The following is a 21,640-nucleotide window of genomic DNA, read 5'->3' as shown; positions in this document are numbered from 1 at the left end:
GCTGATCTCAAATTAAAAATGTAAATTACGAAAAAAACGCCCGAACTCCCGCTGACGAATTCCACATTTTTTGAGTTATCCACAGCAAGCAAAAGTTATCCAGTCCGTATGATTTTAGGAATGAGCGAGTTACGAAAAAGGTGAGATTTTCCATCCGAATGTTGGTAAATTTTATGATCTTCGCACTCCCAAAACGACGGGCCCATCCGCAGTTTTAATTATTATAAACCGTAAAAATTAAAGAAGAACTATGCAAAACACTTGTACTCAAGTATGGAATAACTGTCTCCAAATCATAAAGGATAATATCCCGGCCCAGAGTTACAAGACCTGGTTCGAACCGATATCTGCCCTTAAACTGGATGGAAGCGTTTTAACCGTACAGGTACCTAGTTTATTCTTTTATGAATGGCTTGAGGAACACTATGTAGCGTTATTGCGCAAAACCGTTAAGCAGCAGCTTGGCGCAGAAGGAAGACTGGAGTATAATATTGTGGTGGATAAGTCTACCAATGGGGCTTTACCGTACACCACTAATATGCCATCAAACGGAAGCATGTCTTCCACGAACAGGAAACAGTCAATGCCTGTTCCGGTAAATGTAAACAGAGATATTAAGAACCCATTTGTGATCCCGGGATTGAAGAAGATGAATGTAGACCCACAACTGAATTCGAACTATACCTTTGATACTTTTGTTGAGGGTGACTGTAACCGCCTTGCCCGTTCGGCAGGACATGCGGTATCTGCAAAACCAGGAGCCACCTCCTTTAACCCGCTAATGATCTATGGAGCTTCAGGTCTTGGCAAAACTCACCTTGCACAGGCGATCGGAAATGAAATCCGTCAGAACCTACCTGATAAGCTGGTGATCTACCTTTCCTGCGAAAAGTTCTGTCAGCAGTTTGTGGAATCCTTGAAAAACAATACGATCAATGATTTCGTGAATTTCTACCAGGCCATGGACGTCATCATCATGGATGATATTCACAACTTCGCCGGTAAAGAAAAAACACAGGATATTTTCTTCCACATCTTTAACCATTTACACCAATCAGGCAAGCAGATCATCATTACTTCAGATAAGTCGCCGAAAGACCTTACCGGTCTGGAAGAGCGTTTGCTGAGCCGTTTCAAATGGGGACTTTCTGCGGATCTTCAGATCCCTGAACTGGAAACAAGAATTGCGATCCTTAGAAAGAAAATGTATGCTGATGGAATCGACCTTCCCGATGAGGTAGTGGAATACGTAGCCAACAACATTGACAACAACGTTCGTGAGCTGGAAGGTGCAATGGTTTCCCTGTTGGCACAGTCAACAATGAACAAAAAAGAAATTGATTTGCAATTGGCTAAATCAATGCTTAAAAACTTCATTAAAAACACAAGTAAAGAAGTTTCCATGGATTATATCCAGAAACTGGTTTGCGATTACTTCGAGGTTCCGGTACATTTATTAAAAGCGCCTACCCGTAAAAGGGAAATCGTTCAGGCCCGTCAGATCTCGATGTATTTGTCTAAAGGGATGACCAAATCTTCATTGAAAACGATCGGTGCATTTTTTGGAGGTAGAGATCACTCTACAGTGATTTATGCTTGTCAGACGGTAGAAGATCTGATCCAGACAGATAAGACGTTCAGAGCTTATGTAAATGACATTGAGAAGAAACTGAAAATGAGCTAAGCACTCATCAGAATAAATATAAAAAAGAGGCAATTTTCAGATCGGAAATTGCCTCTTTTTCGTTGTTGCTCAGCTCTTTCTTTATTGCCTCTCAGCAGAGGTTCTGTGGTATCCCATCTTTTTACCGGCAGAATTTCTATATTTAGTGTATGTCTACATTTGCCGAAAGGATCATCTCATTTAACGAAAATCTGGAGTTTAGCGGAACATTGCCGGAGGGAATCAGAATCATGAACCCCTTTAAAGAAAGCCCTGTTGCCTTACAATCTTCTACTACGTTTTACCGTAAATATTATAATGATGAGTTACCCAGGCACCTGATTCTGGGAATCAATCCCGGACGTTTTGGTTCAGGGCTTACCGGGATTTCCTTTACCGACCCTAAGCGGCTGGTGGCGAATTGTCAGATTGACTTTCCCGGGCCCATGACCCATGAGCCTTCTTCCGAATACATTTACGACATGATCAAGGCTTTTGGTGGGGTAGAAGAATTCTATCAGCAGTTTTATATTCATTCCATCTGCCCTTTAGGCTTTACCATTATGGGAGAGAATGGCAAGGAGACCAATTACAACTATTACGACAACAAGGCTTTGTTGAAAGCAGTTTATCCTTTTATCCTGAAGAACATTCAGACGCAAATCGCGATGGGCTTTGAAACAGATGTTTGCTTTTGTTTTGGAACAGGGAAAAATGAAGCCTTTTTCAGAAAGCTAAATGAGGCCCATCAGTTTTTTAAGAAAATTGTTGCCCTGGAACACCCGCGATACATTATGCAGTATAAATCTAAGCTGAAGCAGGAATATATTGACAAATATCTTCAGGCTTTCAGGGAAAAATAACCAAGGGTACCTGAATGTTGATATATTAGACATATGAGTCAACTAAAGAATGTGATGATCCCGGACGAGCTTATTGTCAGTAAAATATACCTGATCAGGGGACAAAATTAATGATCGATCGCGATCTGTCAGAAATGTATGGAGTAGAAACCAGGGTGTTGAACCAGGCGATAAAACGAAATGCAAAGCGTTTTCCTCCTGATTTTATGTTCCAGGTAACCGTACAGGAATTGACAGATTGGAAATCACAGAATGTGATATCCAATAAGGAAAAAATGGGCCTAAGGAAATTACCTAAGGTCTTTACTGAACAGGGGGTAGCGATGTTATCCAGTGTCCTTAACAGCGAGACTGCCATAGCGGTAAACATCCGGATCATCAGAACATTTACCCGCATCAGACAAATGCTGGCAGACCATACTGATCTTCGCCTGGAGGTGGAACAGATCAAAAAGAAACTGGACCATCAGGACAAAAATATGGAGGCTGTATTTCAGTATCTGGATGAATTGCTGGTGAGGGAAGAAGCACCCGAAGCCGATAGGAAAAGCATTGGCTATCAGTTTGGTTCCGGTAAATCTTAACGAAGTTTAAGGCTTTTATTACTATAGCTGGAGATTTCAGCCAGCATTCTGATGTCTGTAATCATGATCTTCCGGCCTTCGGTGTACAGGATGCCCAACGTTTTAAACTCTTTTAGAATCCGAACAAGGTTCTCCTTAGCGATCCCAGCCATATTGGAAAGGTCACTTCTGGAGATGTTAATGGTATCTTCATTGGCTTCCTCGTTTTTATATTTTTCCCTCAGCACGATCAGGGTGATGGCCACTCTTTCCCGCGCTGTTCTCTGGGTAAACACAGCGATGTTATTCGTTAAAACGGCATACTCATGGCTCATGTTCTTTAATAAACGCTGAGACAGGATCACGGAGTTGTGTAGTACCTCCAGAAAATCTTCTTTCGGGATAAAAGCGATAATGCAGTCTTCTATCGCCGTAGCCGAATCCGGATAGCGGTCTTCGGCGAGGATGGCGTGATATCCGATCAGCTCGGTACTACCCGCCACATAGATGATCTGTTCCCGGCCGTCACGGTCTACCTTATACTTTTTTACGATCCCCTTTTGAATGTAAAAAATCCCTGAAGGAACAGCTCCTTCTTTAAAGATCACATCTCCTTTATTATAACTTTCTACAGTCATATTCACACAAAGGCGGTCGTGGTCTTCTGAAGGGATACTTTTCAGGATGGATTGTGATTTAAAGTTCCATTGATCAATTGGAAAAATTCCGGATAGGCTCATATTCTCGTTCTCTGTACTTTACTATTGAATCCTGTTAAATGACCAATACTTTTTTAATGGCACAAAGTTACTTCTATTTTTTTTGCATTCTTCAACTATTAAAGGTCATGTTGCGGTAATAACTTTTTAAAATAATTGATATTTATCAGTTTTTCGATTGACACTGATGCGTGTTTTTTATTTCCGGCGATCTTAAATTTGCAGTCGTAAACTTTAAATGAGTTATGGCAAAATTTCAGATTATAAAAGACTTTGACAACAAGTACCATTTTAACCTAAAGTTGAAATCCGGCGATATCGTATTGCGGAGTTCGGACCGTACAACGGCAAAAATCGCCTGCGAAAAGCAAATTGACCTGGTTAGGGCAAATTCCAAATTCGCACACCGTTTCAGCCGTCAGTCAGACGAACAGGGTTCTTATTTTATTTTGAAGGATGCGGATAACCAGGTGCTGGGGCGTAGCGGTTATTATACGTATTGGTTGGATATGGAACGTAGCATTGCTGCGATCAGAAGCTATACCCACGATGCAGAACTGGAAGACCTGAGCAGTCTGACAGTAAAAGAGGCCCAATTGGACCTCATCACTGAATAATACCTCAGTAGAATTTTAAAAATCACCATATTCAAAGCAATACCTGGGCTAATCGCCGGAGTATTGCTTTGTTTTTATAGGCCTGTCTATATTTTTGTAACTTCTTTGATAGCGATCTTGCTCAAAACACCCGCTATACCCCCTGTTTTATAACCTGCATGCTTAGTTGATTAACTGTTGCTATCCCGGATTGTCCGGATCAACCGGCAAAGGAGGACTTCTGGTAAAATATTTATACTTGAGATTTAAGGAATTAATATTTTAAGGGTTTTTATGGGCTTAAGTGCTTTGTTCGTAGTGATTTATCTCCGTGACCCGGGGCCGGAAAGGGAAAAAGTATGATTCTTGTTACGCAGGTTTATTCACTATAAATATTATTGTTTTTATGGTAATATTGATTGTATGAAAGTACTTCAATTCACCGTTCCCGTTGCAAATGAATACTCAATCGTAGTACAGGAGGATATATTGCCTTATTTTTACAACTACCTCCACCGGCATAAAGAAGTACAGATTACATTGATTATAAAAGGGGAAGGGACGTTAATTGCAGGAAATTATACACAGCCCTGTAAACCCGGCGACATCTATTTTATCGGCAGTGACCAGCCCCATCTTTTCCGTTCCAATGCCAGTCATTTTGGAGCGGCCTACCGGAATAACATTCATGCCATTCATATCTTTTTTGACCATAAGCACAACCTGGCCAGTTTACTCGAACTTCCCGAGCTGGAGCCTGTTAAGCGATTTATAGAGGGGACCGTCTTTGGTCTGCAGGTACCTTCCTCACATGTTTTGCAGATTTCAGGAATGGTGAAGGAGGTTCGGAATTCGGAAGGACTGGACCGTTTGCTGAACCTGATTAAATTGCTGCAATCCTGTGCCAGTCATATCAGGGAATGGAAGTCCTTATCCACAGGATTCTCCAATCCTGCTTTTACAGATTCAGAAGGCTTGCGGATGAATGATGTGTACCAGTATACCATTGACCATTATTCGGAGGACATCTCCCTCAATAAAATTGCTTCCATAGCCTGTATTACGCCTCATGCGTTCTGCAAGTACTTTAAACGTCATACCAGAAAGACTTATCTTTCCTTCTTACACGAGATCAGGGTAAATGAAGCCTGTAAAAAGATCATTAGCGGTGATTTTGACTGCATTTCCTCGGTCGCTTATACCACTGGCTTTAACAGCATCATCACCTTTAACCGGGTCTTTAAAAAGATCACTTCCATGGCGCCAAAAGATTACATCAAAAAGTATAAGTTTAAAAGCGAGGAAGTGCCGATTAATAAAGCCATCGGTTCTCTGTTTCTTTATTTTTATATGCTCATCAGTAATGATTTACTGTCTTCGGGCATCAGCATCTCCTGCTGTTAAATTCCCTTTTTTCGTAGAAAAAGAAGGATGCTGTATTTGTTTCATTTTTTATCTGATAATAGACAATTTTTGATAAGTAGTAGACAATAATAGCCTATAATTTGTTGGCCTGCAGCGCTAAATTTGGTTAACCAGGAAGGCGAACCTCCTTCTAAAGAACCGATTAACTAACCCCAAGCTAGCCGAATTATGAAAAAAGTATTACTTCTTTTTTCTGTGCTTTTATTGTGCTATTCCATAGCCGATGCACAGAACAAAACGATTACCGGAACTGTAACTGCCAGGGAAGACAGGCAGCCCATTCCCGGTGCCTCCATCAAAGTAGAAGGTACAGCTATTGGCACTGTAACGAGTGGCAATGGTAAATTTAGTATCCAGGTACCCCTCAATTCAACGCTTCTCATTAGTTTTATTGGTTACACGGCCCAGAAAGTAAAGGTCGGTACAGAAAATGATTACCAGATTGTTCTGGCAGAAGATTCCAAAAATCTGGAAGAGGTGGTGGTCACCTCATTTGGCATTCAGCGGGACAAGAAGACCCTGGGTTATGGCGTCAGTAAGGTCAGCTCAGAAAGTCTGACCAAAGCGCCTACACCAGACATCACCAATGCACTCGCAGGTAAAGTGGCAGGGGTCCAGATTTCGGGCTCCGGCGGAGGATTTACGAGTTCTAACGTCACGATCCGGGGCTTTTCCAGTATCACCAGAAGCAATCAGCCTTTATATGTGATTGATGGTGTCCCGATCGACAATGGTGGTGGTGCAAATACCGTAAACGCCGGTGTTGCGAGTTCGAGCAGGGCTTCAGATGTGAATCCCGAAGACATTGAAAGTATCAGCGTATTGAAAGGAGCGGCAGCAACAGTGCTGTATGGTTCCAGAGCAGCTTCAGGCGTCATCCTCATCACCACTAAAAAAGGAAAACAGGGCAGCAGGAGTGAGGTTTCTTTTACCTCTAATACTTCCTGGGGAACGATCAACAGGTTTCCTGACTATCAGAACGAGTATGCACAGGGATCCAGAGGGATTTATGGAAAAGATGCCACACCGGCACAGGTTTATAAATGGGACCCTAAGTCCACTTCCTGGGGCCCAAGGATTGCCGGACAGCAGGTGACGGATATTCTCGGAAACACCGTGACCTTACAGGCCTATCCGGACAATGTCAGGGATATCCTCCAGACTCAACTCGCGCTCGACAATACCATTAACTTTTCCGGGGCCAGCGACAAGTACAATTACCGGGTTTCCTACGGGAACAATACCCAGGATGCGCTTGTTCCCGGAAACAAACTCTATAAAAATACCTTCAGTGGAAATCTGGGTGCCACGATCTCAGACAAACTGAAGATGAATACTTCTTTTTCTTACATCAATAATAAGTCGAACCGCACGCAGGCCGGAAATCAGGGCGCGAATCCATTGTGGCGTGCCATTTATGCACCCCGCAGTTATGACATTTCCGGTTTGCCGGTAACCGATGCTGCAGGTGGACAGATCTGGTATTCCAGCTCGGAAGAAAACCCATACTGGTCGATAGACCACATCACTACAAGTCAGGAGCTGAACCGCTTTTTCGGAAACCTGAACCTTAAATATGATTTTACCAGCTGGTTGCAGGCAGATTTAAAGGTCGGAGTGGATGTATTCAACAATAATTTCACGGGATTTGACGACAAAGGGGTAAGGAGCAATGGAAATACAGCTTCTGCAGGAGCCGGTGGGATCATTGAACGTCAGGACATGACCAGAAACCTCAGCAGCTATTTTACCTTGACGGCAAATAAGACCTTTGGTGATTTTAACCTCTCCGGAACCTTAGGGAACGAGATTCTCTCCAACTATGACAAAACAATCATCGCTACGGGAAAGAGCATTACCATTCCCGGTTTCGCCAATCTTAAAAACTTCACCACTTTCAGTGCAGAAGACCGTTTTTTCAGGACCCGCTTAATGGGCTTCTTCGGTGATCTTTCTGTGGGCTATAAATCATACCTGAACCTGAATGTGAAGGCCCGTAATGATTTCTCCTCTACTTTAAGCAAAAAGAACAGGTCTATTTTCTATCCGGCAGTAGCCGTTAGTTTTGTGCCTACAGAAGCTTTTCCGGAGTTAAAAGGGAAAGTGCTGACTTCCGCCAAGATCAGGGCGAATGTTGGGGAGGTTGGAAAGGGGGCAAACGCTTACGATGCCTCAACAGTATATGGTACCGCGGGCGCAGCGGATGGATTTAGCTCTACCGCCGTCAATTTCCCTTTTAACAACATGGCCGGATATACCTATGCAAATGCCTCAGGAAATGAAGATATCCTTCCTGAGTTTACCAGGGAAATAGAACTGGGAACAGAGCTGAGTTTTTTCGACAACAGGTTGTCATTGGATCTCTCGGTGTATAAAAGGGATTCCAGAAACCTGATTTTCAATGTTCCGGTACCTCCAAGTTCAGGTTTTACCAGTCAGGTTAAAAATGCAGGAAAACTCTCTACAAAAGGACTGGAATTCCTGCTCAGCGGTATACCAGTGAAGACAGCCAGTTTTAGCTGGGAGGCCATGCTGAATTTTACCACTTTCAAATCTGTAGTTAAGGAGCTCGCTCCGGGGGTGGCTCTGATCTCTCTGGGAGGTTTTACTTCGCCAAATGTTCAGGCAGTGGCCGGACAACCCTATGGCCTGATCTATTCCAATATGTACCAGCGGGATGCGCAGGGCCGCATGGTGATTAAAGCCAATGGTTTGCCACAGGCAACGAATGAAGTTGGTGCAGTAGGAAATCCCAATCCTAAATTTACTGCGGGATTGACCAATACCTTTACCTATAAGGACTTTAGCTTCTCCTTCCTGCTCGATTTTAAATACAAAGGCGATGTGCTGTCCAGAACGGTAGGCGATCTGAGAATCAACGGTGTGGCTAAGGAGACAGCTGAATTTGACCGTTTTAATGCAGACGGAACGGTTGCTACCCCTTACCTGTTCGAGGGGGTGCATGCAGATGGAAGCCCGAATACCACCCGTGTATCCGCGCAGGATTACTGGGGTTTACAAGGGAAATATGTGGCATGGGAGGGGTATGTGCTCGATGCAACGTTCCTCAAATTGAGAGAAGCGACCTTCAGTTATTCTCTTCCTAAGACATTACTGGCCAGAACGAAATTCATCAGCCGACTGCAGCTATCTGTTTATGGACGGAACCTGCTGACTTATGCGCCTAATTTCCCACACCTTGATCCGGAACAAAACGTATTGGGGGTAGGAAATGCAAGAGGCCTGGAGTTTGGAATCCAGCCGGTAGCCAGAATTTTTGGGGCGACCTTAAGGGCTACATTTTAATTAACTGATTTTAAGAAATTTTTAAGTAAAAGCCATGAAACTGAATAAAACCATCATATGCACAAGCTTGTTGCTCTTTGGAAGCTTGTTCCATTCCTGTAAAAAATTCTATGATGTAAATAATGACCCCAACAATGTGATTGATGTTCCCGTTGCACAATTGCTGCCTTCCATTACCGTAAATGTGGGCTACCTCGGCACAAGTGACCTTTTCAGGTATAGCGGCCTGATGATGCAGCAATTTTCGGGTCAGACCACCAATACTTCCCAGACCTTTAAAGAGTATGAACGCTACAACATCAACAATTCGGATGTGAACAACCAGTGGAGCTCTATATTTGCAACACTGCTTGCCGACATCGCAAAAATTATCCCCAAAGCAGAGAAAGAAGGGAGCCCGCATTATGCAGGTGTTGCCAAAATATTAAAAGCCTATGTGTATCAGGTAACCGTAGACGGCTGGGGAGATGTACCATACAGCGAAGCATCAAAGTTCGCAGAGAATTTATACCCTAAATACGACGATGATGAGGCCATCTATAAAGACCTGATCAGCACACTGGATGCAGGTATTGCAGACATCAATGCCCCTGCATCTGTCTTCGAGCCGGATAAAAATACCACCATTTATCCGGGCGTCTGGGCCACGGTGAAGAACAACTGGATCAAGTTTGCCAACACCTTAAAGCTGCGCATTTATTTGCATTACAGTCAGAAAGATCCGGCTTTTGCTTCCAGTCAGATTACAGCACTCATCAATAGCGGAGCCCAGTTTATGGCTTCAAATGCGGATAATTTTCAAATGAAATTCCTGGCGGAAGCCGGACGGCAGAACCCAATCACGAGTATAGAAGGAGGACAGTTCAGAAATGCCTTTTTCCCAAACAGAACAATCGTAGACATGATGAACGTTAAGGCAGATCCACGCAGGCCGTCTTATTTTGTTTCTTTTCCTTACAATAGCGGCAATTACAAAGGCGCCTCCGCACTGGACAATTCTTCTGTTGCTTATTCCAGGCTGAACACCTTTCTGAAAGGGGATGCGAGTTTGAATTCCATTGTGATCAATCCTGATGGAACCATTACTGATGGTTCGATCACCTGGGCTGGCAACTCACCGGCAAGGCTGCTTACCTTTTCTGAATACAACTTTATCAGGGCAGAGGCCGCACTGACTTTAGCTGCTCCGGGAAGTGCCCAAACCTTTTTTGAAGCGGGGATTCGTTCTTCAATGGCCGAATCGGGGGTAAGTGCTGTTGCCATCGATGCCTACGTTGCAGCCAATGGGACATTAACAGGTACCAATGCGCAAAAGCTGGAACAAATTATCAATGAGAAGTATGTCGCCAATTTTGGGGTGCTGATGGAACCATGGAACGATTGGAGGAGAACAGGTTATCCGGCCATTACCCCACTTCCGATTTCAGTAGCGGTCTATGACAAGATTCCAAGGGTGCTTATCTATCCGCTTTCCGAAAGAAGCAGTAATCCGAATACACCTGCCAGAGCCGATATGTTACAACGCGTGTTCTGGGATACCCGTCCATAATTTTTATCAATGCGAACAGAAATGAAAAGAGTATTCTTATTTATACTGGCAATGGGTATTCAGTTATCCATTGCCCAAACGAAATCAGGATCCCCGGCAGCTACGTCTCCCGAACTGAGGGCGAAACCTGAAGAAGGGGAAACTGTGAAAACCAAAGGATCGGTAACGGTCAATGGCAAGGTCATCAATTATACCGCGACGACTGGTTATATGCCCCTGAAAACAGAAGAAGGAAAGCTGAGGGCCAATATCTTCTATATTGCCTATACAAAGGATGATGGAGGGGACCTGAGCAAAAGGCCGGTCACCTATACCTTTAACGGGGGCCCAGGATCGGCTTCTGTCTGGTTGCATATGGGGGTAATCGGGCCAAAGAGAATTGTGATGTCGGATAAGGGAGCGGCCCTCACTCCCCCTTATGCTTATACCAATAATGAATATTCCTGGCTGGATCAGAGTGACCTGGTATTTATCGACCCGGTAGGAACCGGATTTAGCAGGGCAGCACCAGGCGTGGATAAAAGCGAATTTCAGGGGTATAATGAGGATATCCAGTCGGTAGGAGAGTTTATCAAGCTGTACACCACCCAGAACAAACGCTGGGGCTCTCCTAAATTTCTGGCAGGGGAAAGTTATGGCACAACAAGGGCCGCCGGTTTGTCCAGTTACCTGCAAAGCGCATTCAAAATGTATGTGAACGGAATTGTGCTCATCTCTGCGGTGTTAAACTTTCAGACGATCAATTTCGCCATTGGCAATGACCTCCCTTATCCGCTTTACCTTCCGAGTTATGCGGCAACCTCCTGGTATTACCAGCAGCTGAGTCCGGAAATGCAGGCAAAGGATTTGAAAACGCTGACTGCCGAAGCGGAAGCTTTTGCACTTAATGAATACAGTACGGCATTGATGAAAGGCGACAGGCTGACGGAAACCGAGTATACTTCCGTTGTGCAGAAGCTGAGCAGGTATACCGGCCTCCCGGAAAGCTTTATCCGGCAAACCAATCTGCGGATCAATCTTCCTCAATACAATAAAGAGCTGCTTCGTAAAGATGGAAAAACGGTCGGGCGATTGGACTCCCGCTTTACCGGAATTGATTACGACGATACGGGTTCTTCTACGGAATATGATCCGAGTAATACAGGAACGATCTCCGGACCTTATACCGCCGGAGTGCTGAGCTATTTTGGTAAGGAGCTCAACTATACCAATAACCTGACCTATTACATTCTTGGTGGTGGCGTTGGACGCTGGAATTATAGCAATGTGCAGAATAAATACCTGAACGTAGCGGAATATATGAGACAGGCCATGTCGGTAAATCCATCGATGAAGGTCTGGGTGCTGGGCGGTTATTATGATTTTGCAACGCCCTATTTTGCTTCCAAATATGTGATCAATCATATGGGGTTGAGAGCAGAACAAGCGAAAAACATCAATTTCACCTATTATGAAGCGGGTCATATGCTGTATATCCATATGCCTTCTTTGAAGCAGATGAAAGTGGATGCAGATTCTTTTTATAAAAACACTTTACAGGAAATCAAATAGTTATGAAGATGAGAGAATCTATTCGATGCGCTATTTTAGCCGGATGGTTTGCCGGGACCGCATTGTACAGCAATGCACAAGGCAGGGGAGGCAGGGAAGCTGCTTCAGCTGTTCCTCCGGTAGTTACGCCGACAGAAAGTAAAGGAGCTCCTGTTGTGGCGCTCCCGCTGGACCCTTCGGGATACATCATTTCGAATTCCCCTAATATTCCGGCGCCAATATCTACCAAACACAGCATCACCATCAAAGGACAGCTGATCAGTTATACTGCAACAACCGGATATTTGCAGCTGACTACGGAAGATGGAAAGCCTAAAGCCAATATTTTCTTTGTCGCCTATACTAAAGATGGGGTGGCAGATCAAAGAAAAAGGCCAATGACCTACACTTTTAACGGCGGGCCGGGCTCTTCTTCCGTATGGCTGCATATGGGAATTATAGGCCCGAAAAGGGTATTGATGTCGGATAAAGGAGATGTCCTTCCTCCGCCTTACCGTTATGTAGATAATGAATATTCCTGGCTGGACAAGACAGATATGGTTTTTCTGGACCCGGTCACTACCGGATACAGCAGGGCCGTAACAGGAGAAAACGACAAGCAGTTTCATGGCTATGAGGAAGACATTCAAAGTATGGGAGAGGCCATTCGTTTGTATGCGACCAGGTACGACAGGTGGCAGTCGCCGAAATTCCTTGCCGGAGAAAGTTACGGGACTACCCGGGCCGCAGGATTGTCGGAATACCTGCAAAGCAAGTACAAGTTTTACCTGAACGGAGTGGTGCTGATCAGCTCAATCCTGAACATGCAAACCGCACGTTTTGATATCGGCAATGACCTGCCCTTTCCGCTGTTCCTGCCTACTTATACGGCAACAGCCTGGTACCATAAAAAATTAGATGCTGATCTGCAGCGGGACCTGAAAAGTACGCTGAAGGAAGTAGAGGCATTTGCGCTTGGGGAATACCATACCGCGCTCATGAAAGGGAGCGAGCTAAGCGAAGCGGAGTATACTGGCATTGTCAATAAACTGAGCCGTTATACCGGGCTCTCCAAAGCTTATATCCGCCAGACCAACCTGAGGATTGATATTCATAAATTTGATAAAGAACTCCGCAGGGCGGATGGGCTTACGGTAGGTCGTCTGGACAGTCGCTTTACGGGCCGGGATTACAATGATGTAGGAGTGAGCCCGGAGTTTGATCCCAGCAATGACGGCACGATTTCCGGTCCCTATAGTGCCGCACTGAATCACTATGTGCGGGCAGAACTGAAATTTAAAAATGACCTGCCTTATGAAATTCTCGGCGGGAGGGTCCAGCCCTGGAACTACAATAATGTCCAAAACCGTTATTTAAACGTGGCGGAGTCGTTAAGGAAAGCCATGGCGGTAAACCCTTACCTGAAAGTGTGGGTGCTCTGCGGATATTATGACCTGGCTACACCTTATTTCGCATCGGAATATACTTTTAATACCATGGGATTGCGTCCGGAACAAAAGAAAAATGTAAATTTTACTTTTTATGAAGCGGGGCACATGTTATATGTCCATAAACCATCATTAGTGCAGGTAAAGAAAGATGCAGACCGGTTATATGATGAAGTGATGAAAGAAATTAATGCCGCTCCCTTAAATTAGTATTGCTATGAAAAGAACCCATTTTTATTTGTCCTGTCTGCTTTGCCTGAATGTAAGCGGTCTGTCTGCACAAACCATGAGTCCGGATAGTGCCGGAAAAGCATTAAAAGATTTATCGGCGCTGAAAGCCAAAGTCTTAAAGGAATTCTCTTCTTCCGGGAAACCGGTAGAAGGGATTCAAAGAATGTTACAACTGGGGATGTGGAAGGAAGCAACCCGGGCAATTGCGGCACATCCAAAACCTTCGGCAGATTATCAATTGTTGTCGGCAGATTACCTGATCCTGACCAATGAGTTGAAAAAGGCAGAACTGCTGGTGAATAAAGTACATCAGGCACAACCAAAAAATGAAAAGGCGATTCTTTTAAAGGCATTTCTGGAAATCCAGGCCTGGCGGTTGCCACAGGCTGCAGCCTTATGTGAGCAGGCGTTAAAAAATCAGCCTTCAGAGAAATTATGGCTGATGCTCGGCAGGACAAGGTTATTGCAAAAGAATTATAAGGAAGCCATGGAAATCGCGAAAAAGGTGATGGCTGCTCATCCTAAAAGTGCAGGTGCTTATTTGCTCGAGGCCGATGTATATTTCTGGGACCAGCAACCGGACCTCGCTGTGGCTCCATTAAAGAAATCCCTGGAAATCGACCCTTACAATGCGGATGCCCGGTTTAGCTATGGCTATGCCATCTGGAGAAGGGTGGATGCGAGACAATTGAATGCAATGGCGGCACAATGGGAGCTGGCGCTGGCCATCAATCCTTTGCATTTTCAAACGCATTGGCATTGGGGCAACGGACATACCAATCTGACCTATGCGGACTATGCGGAAAAAGACGATGATACCGTAAGGAAAGCATTGGAAAAAGCAGATGATCAGGTACGGGGAAATCAGGTAAAGGAAGCCATAGAAACCACCAGGACTGTCGGGAAACAATATCCCGGTTCTGTATTGCCATTGATGCACAGGGCTTCAATTTATTACATCGCGTTTGACATGGACCGTAAAACCAGGCTGGATTCTGCGGAGTCGATTTTCAGAAGCATTTTGGCCAGGAAAAAACACTACGGACCAGCTCATAATGGCCTTTCTGCGGTGATCAAGTCTAAACGGATTCCCTACCTCGCGGTCTATGATTCGATCTCGAATCAATTGAATACCACAAAGATTACGGATCTGGCGAATTTTCAAAAGGTATTCCCTGATGTGAATTATTATCCCGGAGAAACCGTAAAAGCGATGGCCTGGAACCAGTTGTTTACTGCGGTGGTCTATTTTCCTTTTCTCTCCAAACAGGAGAATGCCTTTCGGATTCCGCCATTGCACAATGACCTTTCCATCACGATGAATGCTCCTTCTTTCCGTTATATGACCACTTTCGATAACCGTCAGTGGATGGACATCAGAGGGGTAGGAAGTGGTGCTGCGGCGATAGAATACGTGGAACGCGGGGCCTTTCTGGAACGAAACGTGATCCTCCATGAATATGTTCATCTTTTTCATGGACGGGTGCTGACCGATGCCGAAAACCGGAAGATCAGGTCGTTGTATTATCAGGCAATGAAAGAGAAAAGGACCCTGGATTATTATTCCCAGAACAATGAGAGTGAGTATTTTGCACAAACCTATCCTGCGTATTTTGAGCCGGTAAAAGTGCATCCGCTGGATTTTAAATCCATGAATACCACCTCAGACCTCAAATCCAAAGATCCGGAAATGTACCGTTTTCTGGATGGGCTGGTAAAAAAGGAACGGGCTTACCTGGCGGGAGATCAACAAGCCATGGCCTGTAACTGGTCTGAAGTATACCTGAACCTGAGTACGAAAGTGAAACAACGCAATCCGGCACTGGCTGCTGCTTACATCGATACGGCATTGGTTTATGACCGGAAATACTTACCTGCCTATCTGGATTATGCCCAGCTCAGGATAGAACAAAAGGACTTTAAAGGAGCGGAGGAATGGCTTAAAAAAGCCGAACAGATTGACCCGAAATATGCCCCGATCTATTCTGCCTATGCAGGTTTGACCGCGGCGAAGTTTGCGGCGAATGAAACAGACCAGAAAACAGCGGTTGAGGAACAGGCAACCTATCTTAAAAAATCCTTCCAGCTGGAAGACGATTACCAGGAACTGGCAAGGGTGAACATGCAGCTGCGTGAAATGTATAAACGCAACGGAATGATTCCGGAAGCGATAGCCGTTGCTCAGGAATACGGAAAAAGCGGGGCAACGGTCTCTACTTACCTGAGAGACAGGAGAGATGATGCATTGGCTTATGCAGCGGTACTTCAATCCGGATTGGGTTATAAAGAACCTGTCCTGGTGTTGAAAGAACTCGTGGAACAAAAGCCCCAGAACTTTGAGTACCGGAATATGTATGCAGATGCTTTGGCCCTGAACAAACAATATGATGCCGCCATTCAGACATTGAAAGAGGCACAGCGCATCCTCGCTGCTTCGGGAAATGCAAGGGCAGATTACAACCTCCGGATTGCTGCATTTTATGAGGCCCAGGCCAATAAGACGGCTGCTGAAGAATACCTTCAGCCCTTTTTAACTGGTAAGACACCGGTAAGAGATGGGGATAAATTGAGGTATGTGACCCTGCTTGCAGCTATGGGGCATCAGGAGGCGGGAGCATCCGTATTTAAGGAAATCTCCGCCAAGGGCGAACCTTTTTATATGGCCGATTATTATTATACTAAGGGCAAACTGATGGCTGCCGGAGGACAGCAATCCGAAGCCATCGCTGCCTATGAACAGGCCATTTCGCTCAATCCTTATCTGTTTCTGGCTTATGCGGAACTGATTCCAGCATATGTTGCCGGAGGTCAGCAGGCAAAAGCCGATGCACTGAAAACAAGCCTTTCCGGATTAAAGATCAAATCAGGTCCGGCTTTTGAAAACCAAAACTAACCTTTAACAGCCTAACCAGCTATAGCAATAATGGAAAACCAAACTGAAAATCATGAAATGAAGCGCGAGCTCGGTCTGCTGGATGCCACCATGTTGGTGGTCGGCTCTATGATCGGCTCCGGAATCTTTATCGTTAGTGCCGATATCACCAGAAATGTAGGAAGTGCAGGATGGCTCATCATCATCTGGGTGCTGACGGGGGTAATTACCCTGATGGCTGCTCTGAGCTATGGGGAGCTTTCCGCGATGTACCCAAAAGCAGGGGGACAATACATTTACCTGAGAGAATCTTACAATAAACTGGTGGCTTTTTTATATGGCTGGTCCTTTTTTATGGTCATCCAGACGGGAACGATCGCAGCAGTAGGGGTGGCTTTTGCGAAATTCGCGGCCTATTTATATGAACCTCTTGGAGATCAGAATGTCCTATATGAACCCGGCAGTTTTAAAATTAATGCGGCACAACTGGTGGCTATTGTTACCATCATACTGCTGACCTGGATCAATAGCAGGGGAGTGAAAAATGGAAAGGTAATTCAAACCCTGTTAACGGTGATCAAAATCCTGTCGCTCTTTGGACTGATCATTATGGGCTTACTTTTCGCCTTCAGGTCTGAGGTCTGGAATGCGAACTGGGAAAATGTCTTTAGCCCCTTTAACTGGAATCCGGAAACGCAAACTGCAGTCAGCATTGGCGGGGCAACGTTGTTCGCTGCGGTGGTTTCTGCAATGGTGGGTTCTTTGTTTTCCAGCGATGCCTGGAACAATGTGACCTTTATTGCCGGAGAAATCCGGAACCCCCGTAAGAACATCGGCCTGAGTCTTTTTCTTGGAACGCTCATCGTGACGGTGATTTATGTGTCTACGAATATCATGTATACGGCGGTATTGTCTATGCAGGAAATCGCAGGGGCCCCCGCAGATCGTGTTGCTGTTGCTGCTTCCCAATATATTTTTGGAACCGCTGGAACATTGGTGATTGCCGTGATGATCATGATCTCTACTTTTGGCTGTAACAATGGATTGATCCTCTCCGGTGCACGCGTATATTATACGATGGCCCAGGATGGCTTGTTTTTTAAGCAGGCGGCCAGGCTCAATAAGTTTGAGGTACCCGGCTGGGGATTATGGGCACAATGCATCTGGGCCTCGCTTTTATGTCTGACGGGCAGGTATGGCGACCTGCTGGACTATGTGATCTTTGTGGTCCTGATTTTTTACATCCTGACCATTGGAGGGATCTTTATTTTAAGACGGAAGTATCCGGATGCGGAGCGCCCTTACAAAGCCTTTGGTTATCCGGTAATTCCTGCTTTATACATGATTTGTGCGGCAGTTCTAAGCGGAGGATTATTGTATTATAAAACCAGTACCTGCGGCTGGGGACTGGTACTGGTGCTGATTGGCATTCCTGTTTATTACCTATCCGGAAATGATCGTAAATCTTAATTGATCACACATGAAAACGAGTTTGAAATTACTGGTGGTTTTTCTATTGCTTCAGTTGAATGGTTTTGGGCAACCCCAAAAAGCCAGTGCCAGAAAGGAATGGGAAGGACCATGGACACAGCTGATCATCCGTGGGGTAACACTGATCAACAGCACCGGAGCCCCTGCAATGGGGCCGGTAGATATTGTGGTAGAGGGAAACAGGATTGCGGCCATACGACCCGTAGGTGCTCCGGGATTGCCCATCGATCCGGCCAGACGACCAAAGTTAAAAGCCGGAGGTAAGGAATTGCAGGCAGAAGGGATGTACCTGATGCCTGGGTTTATCGACATGCATGCCCATATCGGGGGAGCCGAAAAAGGTTCAGATGCGGACTATGTTTTTAAACTTTGGATGGCACACGGCGTAACGACCATCCGGGAGCCGGGTTGTATGAGTGGACTGGATTGGGTGTTGGACGAAAAGGCCAAAAGTGCGAAGAATGAGATTACCGCTCCCCGGATCATGGCTTATACCGTTTTTGGACAAGGCAGTAAAACGGCCATCTCTACCGCCGCCGAAGCAAGGGCCTGGGCCCGCGAAAATGCGAAAAAAGGTGCCGATGGGATCAAGTTCTTTGGCGCTTCCCCGGAGGTGATGTTTGCAGCGATTGACGAAAATAAAAAACTGGGATTAAGGTCGATGGCGCATCATGCACAGACAGATGTGGGGCGCTGGAATGCCTTGCACAGCGCGAAGGCAGGGATGACTTCCTTAGAACATTGGTATGGTTTACCGGAAGCGATGTTTACCGACCGGACCGTACAGAATTATTCCCCTGATTATAATTATCAGAATGAACAGGATCGCTTTGGGGAAGCCGGAACTTTATGGAGACAGGCCGCGGCACCTTTTTCGGAGCGCTGGAAACAGGTGATGAATGAATTGCTGGCCCTGGATTTTACCTTAGATCCTACCTTTAATATTTATGAAGCCAACAGAGACCTCATGCGGGCCAGGACGGTAGAATGGCATGCGGATTATACGATGCCCAAACTCTGGGAGTTTTATAGTCCGAGCCGGAATTCACACGGTTCTTACTGGCATTCCTGGGGCACGGAACAGGAGAACGACTGGAAGGAAAATTACAGGCTCTGGATGTCTTTTATCAATGAGTATAAAAACAAAGGTGGCAGGGTGACGGTAGGAACTGATGCTGGTTTTATCTATGAATTGTTTGGTTTTGCCTATGTCCGGGAAATGGAATTGCTGCGGGAAGCTGGTTTCCATCCATTGGAAGTGATTAAAGCCGCAACGATGAATGGTGCACAGGCATTGGGACTGGAGAAATCGCTCGGGAGTGTGGAGATCGGTAAGCTTGCGGACTTTGTCATCGTGGAAGAAAATCCTTTAAAAAACCTCCAGGTCCTTTATGGCACCGGGGCGATTAAACTGAATGCTAAAAATGAAGTGGTCCGGGTAGGGGGAGTAAAGTATACGATAAAGGATGGAATTGTATACGATGCAAAGAAATTGCTGGAAGAAGTGAAAGAAATGGTTAAAAAAGAGAAAGCAAAAACCGGGTATATTTTCAGTCAACCGGGTGTACATGTGCATTGATTTTAATCTCAGTACTTCGATTTAGCATTGGTGTTTCCCATTTCTGGAACTTAACATCTTGTTTACATTGGTTCTCTACTTTTGGGGTATGCTTCAAGGTAGTGGAAATAATGAGGAACTTGTCCGGCAGTTAAAAATGGGCAATGAGGTAGCTTATGACCTTTTATATGAGCAATATTGGAAAAAACTCTATATCCATGTCTTGAGCCGGGTTAAAGATGAGGATGCTGCGAAGGATATTGTTCAGAACGTTTTTATCAGCATCTGGGAACGAAAAGATACTCTCGAGATCAATGCCTCTCTGGATCAGTTTTTATTTGGTGCGGTAAAATTAAAGGTGCTCAATTATTTCAGAACAGAAAAGATTGAAGAGCGGGTAATGGAATATACGCTTCAAAAGCTGGAAGGGGCTACCGTTTCTATTCATGAACTGTCTGATTATTTAGCGCTGGAGAAGCTGATTGAAATTGAAATAGAGGAACTTCCCGAAAAAATGCGGCATGCCTATCTGATGCGGCACGCCCACTTGTCTACTGCAGAAATCGCAAAGAAGCTGAACCTTGCTGAGCAAACGGTGTCCAATCATATTTCCGAAGCGATGCGAAGGCTCCGGAAAAAGCTGGGAGATAAATTTCCGGAACGTCTGATTAGTTAACATAAGCTTAACGATTTCTAAAAGTAGTTTCCGGGTTCTGTTGGTACTTGTAATAAAGAAAGCACCAACTTGGAACCAGAAGAGTTTAAAAAATTATTAACGCGTTATGCCGATGGCGTAGCAAATGAGGAGGAAAAGCAACTCATCGCCGCCTGGTATGATTCCTATGACCGGGAAAATGAGGCTGCGGTATTTTCTGATGAGGCGGAAGAAGAACTGGTCAGGAAAGAAATGCAGCAGGCGATTTTAAATCATAGAAATCCTCCTGAGATCAGAAAATTCTCCTTCCGGCAATATTATAAATATGCTGCGGTACTGGCCATCGCAATATCTGCAGTTTTTTTAGGAAAGCCTTTTCTTAAAAAGCCGGCTAAGCCCAATTCAGAACAAGACTTCAGGGTGATCGAGACTTATGCCGGTGAATATAAAAAGGTGACACTGGAAGATTTAACGGTCATTCAGATGAATCCGGGAACCCGTTTAAGGATTCCATCGCAATTTGCTAAACTGAAGGACAGGACGGTTTACATGGATCAGGGGCTTGCTTTTTTTGAAGTAACAACAGACCCGCATCATCCCTTTGTGGTCCATAGCGGACAAATCAAAACGCTGGTGCTGGGTACAAAGTTTGCCCTCAGTACCAAAAAAGCCGCGCTTACTGAAGTCAGTGTAAGCGAAGGAAAAGTCCGGGTGAGCAATGGAATTCAGGTTCTGGACGACCTGATTCCGGGGAGGAGGCTCCGTTATAATTCAAAAAATGAGCAATGGAAGGTCAGTAGTTTTGCCATCAGGGAGCACAATGTCTGGTTTCAGAAAGTCATTAACCTGAACCATGCTTCATTTAATGAGCTTGCAAAAATCATAGAAATCAATTACGGCGTAAAAATCAGAAGTGGCAATAAACATACGGCTACTTATGTCTATAACCTGCAAATCAGGTCGACCCGTTCACTAACGGAAACATTGAAGATCATTTGTTCCGTACATCAGAATAAATATAGGAGGACAGGAAATGAAATAGTGATCTACTAATCTATAAAAAACCGGATCTGAAGCAGATCCGGAGCGATAAATTCAACAGCATAAGCTTGAGACCCTCTGTCTGTTGGATCTTAAAAAGAATCTTATTTATCAATAATGTATCAAATAT

15 protein-coding genes are annotated in these 21,640 nt (G+C 44.9%); 14 read left to right on the top strand and 1 reads right to left on the bottom strand.

The window, feature by feature from the left end; genetic code table 11:
* Window positions 1-250 precede the first annotated feature (250 nt).
* The 3 genes from dnaA (at window position 251) to DBR43_RS17800 (ending at window position 3,110) form a co-directional block, all read left to right on the top strand.
* Window positions 251-1,684 carry a chromosomal replication initiator protein DnaA gene (dnaA, locus tag DBR43_RS17810; RefSeq protein WP_124583212.1) on the top strand — a complete coding sequence of 478 codons (1,434 nt, stop codon included), beginning with the start codon at window positions 251-253 and terminating at the stop codon, window positions 1,682-1,684.
* Between the two features lie 149 nt (window positions 1,685-1,833).
* A complete protein-coding gene (locus DBR43_RS17805) occupies window positions 1,834-2,526 on the top strand; it encodes a uracil-DNA glycosylase family protein (protein ID WP_124583210.1) in 693 nt (230 codons plus the stop codon).
* 110 nt (window positions 2,527-2,636) lie between these two features.
* Window positions 2,637-3,110, top strand: a complete 474-nt coding sequence (locus tag DBR43_RS17800) for an ORF6N domain-containing protein (protein WP_199757086.1) — start codon at window positions 2,637-2,639, stop codon at window positions 3,108-3,110.
* On the opposite strand, the gene DBR43_RS17795 is transcribed toward DBR43_RS17800, so the two are convergent.
* Entirely contained in the window at window positions 3,107-3,829 is a 723-nt protein-coding gene (locus tag DBR43_RS17795; RefSeq protein ID WP_124583208.1) for a Crp/Fnr family transcriptional regulator, read from the bottom strand. The two genes, DBR43_RS17800 and DBR43_RS17795, sit on opposite strands and share 4 nt — an antisense overlap.
* A gap of 224 nt (window positions 3,830-4,053) precedes the next feature.
* Here DBR43_RS17795 and DBR43_RS17790 point away from each other — a divergent pair, with 224 nt between their 5' ends.
* From DBR43_RS17790 to DBR43_RS17740, 11 genes are all read left to right on the top strand, one after another.
* Window positions 4,054-4,425: a DUF1508 domain-containing protein gene (locus DBR43_RS17790; protein WP_124583206.1), complete on the top strand. Its 372-nt coding sequence runs from the start codon at window positions 4,054-4,056 to the stop codon at window positions 4,423-4,425.
* A gap of 402 nt (window positions 4,426-4,827) precedes the next feature.
* Window positions 4,828-5,808, top strand: coding sequence for an AraC family transcriptional regulator (locus tag DBR43_RS17785; RefSeq protein WP_124583204.1), 981 nt, complete (start codon window positions 4,828-4,830; stop codon window positions 5,806-5,808).
* 189 nt (window positions 5,809-5,997) lie between these two features.
* A complete protein-coding gene (locus tag DBR43_RS17780; RefSeq protein ID WP_124583202.1) occupies window positions 5,998-9,135 on the top strand; it encodes a SusC/RagA family TonB-linked outer membrane protein in 3,138 nt (1,045 codons plus the stop codon).
* Window positions 9,136-9,169: 34 nt separating this feature from the next.
* On the top strand, window positions 9,170-10,684 hold the full coding sequence (locus tag DBR43_RS17775; protein WP_124583199.1) for a SusD/RagB family nutrient-binding outer membrane lipoprotein: 1,515 nt from the start codon (window positions 9,170-9,172) through the stop codon (window positions 10,682-10,684).
* Between the two features lie 21 nt (window positions 10,685-10,705).
* A complete protein-coding gene (locus tag DBR43_RS17770) occupies window positions 10,706-12,235 on the top strand; it encodes a S10 family peptidase (protein ID WP_199757085.1) in 1,530 nt (509 codons plus the stop codon).
* A 2-nt stretch (window positions 12,236-12,237) separates the two neighbouring features.
* Complete coding sequence (locus DBR43_RS17765; protein ID WP_199757084.1) at window positions 12,238-13,872, top strand: S10 family peptidase; 1,635 nt, start codon at window positions 12,238-12,240, stop codon at window positions 13,870-13,872.
* A gap of 7 nt (window positions 13,873-13,879) precedes the next feature.
* On the top strand, window positions 13,880-16,786 hold the full coding sequence (locus tag DBR43_RS17760) for a tetratricopeptide repeat protein (RefSeq protein WP_124583195.1): 2,907 nt from the start codon (window positions 13,880-13,882) through the stop codon (window positions 16,784-16,786).
* A 30-nt stretch (window positions 16,787-16,816) separates the two neighbouring features.
* A complete protein-coding gene (locus DBR43_RS17755; RefSeq protein WP_124583193.1) occupies window positions 16,817-18,235 on the top strand; it encodes an APC family permease in 1,419 nt (472 codons plus the stop codon).
* A gap of 10 nt (window positions 18,236-18,245) precedes the next feature.
* Complete coding sequence (locus DBR43_RS17750; RefSeq protein WP_124583191.1) at window positions 18,246-19,835, top strand: amidohydrolase family protein; 1,590 nt, start codon at window positions 18,246-18,248, stop codon at window positions 19,833-19,835.
* Between the two features lie 88 nt (window positions 19,836-19,923).
* Window positions 19,924-20,490, top strand: a complete 567-nt coding sequence (locus DBR43_RS17745) for an RNA polymerase sigma factor (protein ID WP_124583189.1) — start codon at window positions 19,924-19,926, stop codon at window positions 20,488-20,490.
* A gap of 69 nt (window positions 20,491-20,559) precedes the next feature.
* Complete coding sequence (locus DBR43_RS17740; protein WP_124583187.1) at window positions 20,560-21,522, top strand: FecR family protein; 963 nt, start codon at window positions 20,560-20,562, stop codon at window positions 21,520-21,522.
* Window positions 21,523-21,640 lie beyond the last annotated feature (118 nt).

This window comes from Pedobacter sp. KBW06, from assembly GCF_003852525.1.
In the GTDB taxonomy this organism is placed as follows: Bacteria; Bacteroidota; Bacteroidia; order Sphingobacteriales; family Sphingobacteriaceae; genus Pedobacter.
This window is presented reverse-complemented; position numbering and strand designations above follow the sequence as displayed.

Coding starts and splice junctions, on each gene's coding strand:
- DBR43_RS17770 (WP_199757085.1), top strand. CDS start 10,706: ATGAAAAGAGTATTCTTATTTATACTGGCAATGGGTATTCAGTTATCC.
- DBR43_RS17805 (WP_124583210.1), top strand. CDS start 1,834: ATGTCTACATTTGCCGAAAGGATCATCTCATTTAACGAAAATCTGGAG.
- DBR43_RS17790 (WP_124583206.1), top strand. CDS start 4,054: ATGGCAAAATTTCAGATTATAAAAGACTTTGACAACAAGTACCATTTT.
- DBR43_RS17795 (WP_124583208.1), bottom strand. CDS start 3,829: ATGAGCCTATCCGGAATTTTTCCAATTGATCAATGGAACTTTAAATCA.
- DBR43_RS17750 (WP_124583191.1), top strand. CDS start 18,246: ATGAAAACGAGTTTGAAATTACTGGTGGTTTTTCTATTGCTTCAGTTG.
- DBR43_RS17785 (WP_124583204.1), top strand. CDS start 4,828: ATGAAAGTACTTCAATTCACCGTTCCCGTTGCAAATGAATACTCAATC.
- DBR43_RS17800 (WP_199757086.1), top strand. CDS start 2,637: ATGATCGATCGCGATCTGTCAGAAATGTATGGAGTAGAAACCAGGGTG.
- dnaA (WP_124583212.1), top strand. CDS start 251: ATGCAAAACACTTGTACTCAAGTATGGAATAACTGTCTCCAAATCATA.
- DBR43_RS17760 (WP_124583195.1), top strand. CDS start 13,880: ATGAAAAGAACCCATTTTTATTTGTCCTGTCTGCTTTGCCTGAATGTA.
- DBR43_RS17745 (WP_124583189.1), top strand. CDS start 19,924: ATGCTTCAAGGTAGTGGAAATAATGAGGAACTTGTCCGGCAGTTAAAA.
- DBR43_RS17755 (WP_124583193.1), top strand. CDS start 16,817: ATGGAAAACCAAACTGAAAATCATGAAATGAAGCGCGAGCTCGGTCTG.
- DBR43_RS17780 (WP_124583202.1), top strand. CDS start 5,998: ATGAAAAAAGTATTACTTCTTTTTTCTGTGCTTTTATTGTGCTATTCC.
- DBR43_RS17775 (WP_124583199.1), top strand. CDS start 9,170: ATGAAACTGAATAAAACCATCATATGCACAAGCTTGTTGCTCTTTGGA.
- DBR43_RS17765 (WP_199757084.1), top strand. CDS start 12,238: ATGAAGATGAGAGAATCTATTCGATGCGCTATTTTAGCCGGATGGTTT.